At 72.2% G+C, this 6,136-nt stretch carries 4 protein-coding genes; 2 read left to right on the top strand and 2 right to left on the bottom strand.

What is annotated here, in order from left to right:
• Positions 1-77: 77 nt before the first annotated feature.
• Complete coding sequence (locus tag ACIQOV_RS22910) at positions 78-1,247, bottom strand: ABC transporter substrate-binding protein (protein WP_359905438.1); 1,170 nt, start codon at positions 1,245-1,247, stop codon at positions 78-80.
• A 341-nt stretch (positions 1,248-1,588) separates the two neighbouring features.
• On the opposite strand from ACIQOV_RS22910, the gene ACIQOV_RS22905 reads away from it, so the two are divergent.
• Positions 1,589-2,419: a GntR family transcriptional regulator gene (locus tag ACIQOV_RS22905; RefSeq protein WP_401051183.1), complete on the top strand. Its 831-nt coding sequence runs from the start codon at positions 1,589-1,591 to the stop codon at positions 2,417-2,419.
• A gap of 110 nt (positions 2,420-2,529) precedes the next feature.
• On the opposite strand, the gene ACIQOV_RS22900 is transcribed toward ACIQOV_RS22905, so the two are convergent.
• Positions 2,530-4,128: a TauD/TfdA family dioxygenase gene (locus ACIQOV_RS22900; protein WP_401051179.1), complete on the bottom strand. Its 1,599-nt coding sequence runs from the start codon at positions 4,126-4,128 to the stop codon at positions 2,530-2,532.
• A gap of 258 nt (positions 4,129-4,386) precedes the next feature.
• On the opposite strand from ACIQOV_RS22900, the gene ACIQOV_RS22895 reads away from it, so the two are divergent.
• The gene (locus ACIQOV_RS22895; protein WP_401051177.1) at positions 4,387-6,024 is read left to right on the top strand and encodes an APC family permease; all 1,638 of its coding nucleotides are present in this window, start codon (positions 4,387-4,389) and stop codon (positions 6,022-6,024) included.
• The last annotated feature ends 112 nt before the right edge of the window (positions 6,025-6,136 follow it).

The following is a 6,136-nucleotide window of genomic DNA, read 5'->3' as shown; positions in this document are numbered from 1 at the left end:
GGGTGGTCGGCACCGGGGTGGGAGCCGTGGTCATGAGTGCCTTTTCTCAGCCCGAAGTGCGGTACGTGGCCGGGGTGTCAGCCCGCGACGGCCTTGGTCCAGTTCTCGGTGACGACCTTCTTGGCCGCGTTGATCTGGTCGACGGTGGGGAAGGTGGTGAACGGCTTCTCGACGGCCGGCAGCTTGGCGGCGGCGGTGGCGTCCAGGGTGCCGTCCTTCTTCAGGGCCTCGAAGGTGGACGGGGTCGCGTAGCCGCCGAGGAAGAGGTTCTGGCCCTCGGTGCTGAACAGGTACTCCTGCCACAGGCGGGCGGCCGCCGGGTGCGGGGCCCACTTGTTGACGGCCTGGTTGTAGAACTGGGCGTAGGAGCCGTCGGTCGGGATGGAGACCTTCCAGTCGACGCCCTTGTCCTTGAACTCGTCGGTGTAACCGGCGTTCAGGTAGGACCAGTCGATCGAGATCGGGGTCTCGCCCTTCTCGATGGTGGCCGGGGTCGACTCGACCGGGTTGAAGTTGCCGGACTGCTTCAGCTTGCCGAAGAAGTCGATGCCGGGCTGGACGTTGTCCAGCGAACCGCCGTTGGCGAGCGCGGCCGCGTAGACGCCGCCGAAGGCGGAGCCGGACTTGGTCGGGTTGCCGTTGAGGGCGACCTGGCCCTTGTACTCGGGCTTGAGCAGGTCGGCGAAGGTCTTCGGGCAGTTGGCGATCTTCTTGGCGTCGCAGCCGATGGAGACGTAGCCGCCGTAGTCGTTGACGGCGGCGCCGTTCGCGTCCTTCATGGTGTCCGGCACCTTGTCGAAGGTGGCGACCTTGTAGGGGGCGAGGATGCCGTCCTTGACCGCCTGGAGGGCGAAGGCGCTGCCCAGGTCGACCACGTCGGGGGCGCGGTCCTGGCCCTTGCGGGAGTTGACCGCGTTGATCTCGTCCTGGCTGGAGCCGTCCGGGTTCTCCTCCTCGACCTCGATGCCGTACTTGGCCTTGAAGCCGTCGATGATCTTGCCGTAGTTCGCCCAGTCCCGGGGCAGCGTGATGACGTGCAGCTTGCCCTCCTTCTTGGCCGCGGCGATCAGGCCGTCCATGCCGCCGAAGTCGGCGGCCGAGGTGGCCGTCTTGGCGTCCTTGGCGCCGTCCTTGGCGGCGTCGCCGGACTTGGCGCTCGAACCGGCGGAGCCGCAGGCGGTGAGGGAGAGCGCGGCGGCGGTCAGTACGGCCGCGAAGGCGGCGGCGCGGGCGCGGTGCACGGTCACGGGGAAGTCTCCTGTTAAGGGGGCGTACTGCGAGGGGCGTTCGCGGGGGGTTCCGCGGGCCTGCGTCTCGCGAAGGGCGGCGGACCGGCCGGGTGAGCGATCGATCGACGTCGTCCGAGTTGACTAGCCAACTTCGCTGACAGCAGTAAGTACGCCGGAGGCCGGTGACGGGAAGGTGAACGGACGGCCCAGAACCGGGGTCGGGTGCGGGAACGGTGGAATCCGGCCATCGGAGCGTGAACCGTTCGGTGCGATGCTTCGAAGGCGCAGCGGGATAAGGTCGGGCTGTCCGCGCCGGTACGGCTGCGCAGGACACCGCCCCAGGAGGGACATTGACTGACGTGGCAACTGAGCCCCAGCGCCCCGGGGCCGAGGGGCGCCCGGCCGCCGGGGACCACTCGGCCGCCGCGGAGCCCGCGGCCGAGCGCCCCGGCGCGCTGTACCGGAAGGTGGCCGCCGACCTGCGCGAGGCGATCACCACCGGCGCGTACGGCGAGGCCGGCCGACTGCCCGCCGAGGGCGCGCTGGCCGAGCAGTACGGCGTCTCCCGCGGCACCGTCCGCCAGGCCCTCGCGGTGCTGCGCTCCGACGGACTGGTCACCTCCCGGCGCGGCACCCGCCGGGTGGTCCTCGGCGGCGCCCGGGTGCAGAGCTTCTCCGAACTCCTCAGCTTCACGCACTGGGCGTACTCGATGGGCGAGGAGCCCGGCGGCATCCTGGACTCGCTGGTGCGCCGCCCGGCCGACACCGCCGAGCGCGAGCAACTGCGCCTGGAGCCGGGCGCCGAGGTGTACGTCATCGTCCGGCTGCGGACGCTGTCCGGCACGCCGGTGATGGTCGAGCGCACCGTGTACCCGCCGCGGGTCGGCGAGATCGTCGCCGAGCTGCCGCCGGACGTGGTCTCGCACACCGAAGTGCTGCGCGAGCACGGCATCCTGTTCACCGACGCCGACCACACCATCGACGTCGTCCCGGCCAACGCCGAGGACGCCCGGCTGCTCGGCTGCCGCCGGGGCGGTCCGCTGCTGCGCGAGCGGCGGCGCACGACCGACCCGACGGGCACGCCGGTGGAGTGGTCCCAGGACCGCTACCTGCCCGGGACGGTGGCGTTCAGCGTGCACAACTCCCTGGCCGCCTCGGCGCTTTCGCGGCACGCGCGGGAGCTGGACTGAGCCCCTTGCGCGTGCCGCGCGGGCGTCCCCGGCGCGGGGGCGTCACCGTGCGGGCGTCCTCACGGCATGGGCGCCCGCACGGCGTGAGCGCCCTCAGCGCGTGAGCGTCCTCACCCCATGAGGGCGGCGAGCAGCGGGCGGTAGTACTCGAAGCCGGGCGTCGGGGCGCCCGCCACCTTCGCCCGCTCGTCCCAGCGCCGCACCGCCACCGCGTCCCGCGCGCCCGGGAGTTCGGCGAAGGCGGCGGCCCGGCGCTCGTCCATCGGACCGCCCTGGACGCCCAGCGTGTACTCGGAGGCCGCGGAGAGCCGCTCCCGGTACCCGGGCTCGACCGCGCACAGGTAGCGCTTGGCGGCCACGTGCAGCCGGACCGGCTCGGTGACCTCCGGGCCGAACCAGCGGGCCAGCCAGTCGGCCCCGGAGTCGCTGTGGCGATTGTCCTGACCCTTCATCAAGTCCCTTCCGTGCGCGGATCCCTGGCCGTGCTCGTCGAAGAAGTGGCCGACGTCGTGCAGCAGCGCGGCGGCGACCAGGTGCGCGGGCGCCCCGGCGGCCTCGGCGGCAGCGGCGGCCTGGAGCATGTGCTCGGCCATGGTGACCTCCTCGCCCAGGTACTCCCCGGCGCCCTCGCCCGCGAACAGGGCGGCGATCGCGTCCAGCGCGGCGGCGCGGCGGCGCAGCACCGCGAGGGTGCTGTGCAGGGAGTCGAGGTCGGCGTAGCAGCCCTGGAGGTGGCGGTGGCCGTCCTGCCGGAAGGCCGTCCGGGCGTGCATCAGGCGGGTGTTGTCGAAGATCAGGCAGTCGCCGGGGCCGAGGCGGAAGGTGAGCCGGAGCCCGGGGCGCAGGGTGATCGCGGCGAAGCGGCGGTAGGCGGCGTAGAAGGCGTTCAGGCCGTCCGGGGCGCCGGCCCGGACGGTGCCGATCGAGCGGTTGTTGAACCTGACCTCGCGGATCCGGCCCAGGGGGTCCACGTCGATCAGCGGGCGGTCGGCGCGCAGTTCGGTGCCCCGGTCGCGGAAGACGAACGGGACGGGCGTACGGGTGAGGACCTCGAACGCGGCCGGCGCCTCCTCCCGGAGGACCGACGCGGCCTTGAACCCGTCCACCAGTCCGGAGTCGCCGCCGGTCGCCGAGTTCTCCAGGCAGTGCAGCAGCTGGAGGGTCGGCACCGGGTCCCGGTACGGGTTGTCGGTGTGCGGGGCGATGGCGACGCTGGTGAAGGCGAGGTTGTTCGGGTCCGGCTCGACCCGGACGTCGAACAGCTCCCCGTAGTTGGTGACCCGTACGTGGCCGAAGCTCTCCGCCACCCGCAGCACCTGCCGCTCGACGGTCGGCACCCCGCGCAGCACGGCGAAGCCGTCGTCCCGTACGGCGGCCAGCACCGCGGCCCGCTCGGCCGGGTCGGCCAGGTAGGCCTCCCAGCGCGCCTGCGGGAGGCCGGACGCGAAGTCCGCCGCCGTCCAGAGCCGCTTGCCCCGCTCGGTGCGCCCGTCGCCCTCGTCGGCCCGGTCGAGCCACTCCAGCGGGTAGCGGGAGCGGTGGCCGTCCGACCAGCGCACCTCCAGGTGCCCGTCGGCCTCGGTGCTCCCGGCGACCGCCAGGTCCTCGGGCAGGTCGTCGATCTGGAACAGCTTCTGTCCGTTGCGCGGGTCCCGGCACTCGGCGCACGGGCAGTTGTCGCGCAGCCAGTACGGCGGCAGTTCGGTCATCGGTCTTCTCCTCGGCGGCACTACGGCTGTCATATGGGCTGAAGTTGTATAGCCAACTTCAGGCACTGTCCGGGAGCCTGCCTGCCGCCGGTGAGTTCCACGTGCCGGGCGGGTGAACGCTTCGGAAACTGTGCCGGTGGGCGGTTCCCGCGGGCTGTTCGGGTGACGGGCGCGGAGTGCGGGGCGTTTCGGGGACGGGAGGCGCCCGGGCTGGGGCACTGTCGGAGGAATTCCTCCTGCTTCGAGAGGTGATCGGCCATGGCCCATTCCTCCTCCAATCCACCCGGCTCGGGGCACACCGGGCTGCGGCGCGAGGTCGGCGTCATCGGACTGCTCTGGGCCTCGGTCGGGGCGATCATCGGCTCCGGCTGGCTCTTCGGGGCGCAGAAGGCGGCGGTGGCGGCCGGGCCGGCGGCGCTGCTGTCCTGGGGCATCGGCGCGGTGGCGATCATCCTGCTGGCGCTGATCCACGCCGAGCTGGGCGGGCTGTTCCCGGTGGCGGGCGGGACGGCGCGCTACCCGCACTACGCCTTCGGCGGGTTCGCCGGGATGTCCTTCGGCTGGTTCACCTGGCTGCAGGCCGCGACCATCGCGCCGATCGAGGTGCAGGCGATGATCAACTACGCCCAGCACTGGAGCTGGGCGGACGGCCTGCTGAACAAGAACCTGACCCTGACCGGCTGGGGATTCGTCGTCGCGGCCGCCCTGCTCGGAGTCTTCGTCGCGGTCAACTTCCTCGGCGTGCGGCTGCTCGCGCACACCAACAGCGCGGCCACCGTGTGGAAGGTCGCCATCCCGGTGCTCACCATCTTCGCGCTTGGCATCACCGAGTTCCACGCCTCCAACTTCGACGTGCACGGCTTCGCACCGGACGGCGCCAAGGGCGTGCTCACCGCGATCAGCAGCAGCGGGGTGATCTTCGCACTGCTCGGCTTCGAACAGGCCATCCAGTGGGCGGGCGAGAGCCGCAACCCGCGCCGGGACATCCCCCGCGCGGTGCTCGGCTCGGTGGTGGTCGGCACCGTCGTCTACGTGATGCTCCAGGTGGTGTTCATCGGCGCACTGCCGCCGGAGACCTTCGCCCAGGGCTGGAGCACGCTCGACTACCCCGGGATCAGCGGACCGTTCGCCGGCCTGGCGACCCTGATCGGCCTGGGCTGGCTGGCCACCGTGCTGTTCATCGACGCGGTCATCTCGCCCGCCGGCACCGGGCTGGTCTACATCACCTCCAGCTCCCGGGTCACCTACGGCCTGAGCCGCAACGGCTACGCGCCGCAGACGCTGCAGTCCACCGACAAGCGCGCGGTGCCCTGGCTGGGCCTGCTCATCGCCTGGGTGGCCGGAGTGATCTGCTTCCTGCCCTTCCCGAGCTGGCAGCAGCTGGTCGGCTTCATCACCTCGGCGGTGGTGCTGATGTACGCGGGCGCCCCGCTGGCCTTCGGGGTGCTGCGCAAGCGGCTGCCGAAGATGGAGCGCTCGTACCACCTGCCCGGCGGCTCGGTGATCTCGCCGATGGCCTTCGCGGTGGCGAGCCTGGTCATCTACTGGTCCGGCTGGGACACCCTGTGGCGCCTGGGCCTGGCGATCGTGATCGGCTACCTGCTGCTCGGCGGGTACTCCTGGTACGCGCGCTCCAAGGGGCTGCCGAACGCGCCCCGGATGGACTTCCGGGCCGGGCAGTGGCTGCCGGTCTACCTGCTCGGCATGGGCCTGACCTCCTGGCAGGGCACCTTCGGCGCGGGCGCGAAGGGGAACCTGCCGCTGTGGTGGGACATCGTGGTCGTGGTGGTGTTCTCGCTGGTCGTCTACTACTGGGCGCTGGCGATCGCGCTGCCGGCGGAGGAGATCGAGCGGAACATCCGCGGCGTCGAGGTGGTGGACGTCAACGGGCACTGAGCCCGGGCACGGCCGCGGCCCCCGCAGGACGTCCTGCGGGGGCGGCGGCGCGGGCGCGGCGGCGGGCGGGGCGCGCGCCCCGGGCGCGGCCGGGCGCGCCCACACGCACGAC

The organism is Kitasatospora sp. NPDC091257 (assembly GCF_044757675.1).
Taxonomy (GTDB): Bacteria; Actinomycetota; Actinomycetes; order Streptomycetales; family Streptomycetaceae; genus Kitasatospora; species Kitasatospora lactacystinica.
Note: the sequence above shows the minus strand (reverse complement) of the source record. Positions and strands in the feature narration are given on the sequence as shown.

Bases quoted from the DNA above. Each gene is read 5' to 3' on its own strand.
- ACIQOV_RS22895 (WP_401051177.1), top strand. From the start codon at position 4,387: ATGGCCCATTCCTCCTCCAATCCACCCGGCTCGGGGCACACCGGGCTG.
- ACIQOV_RS22900 (WP_401051179.1), bottom strand. From the start codon at position 4,128: ATGACCGAACTGCCGCCGTACTGGCTGCGCGACAACTGCCCGTGCGCC.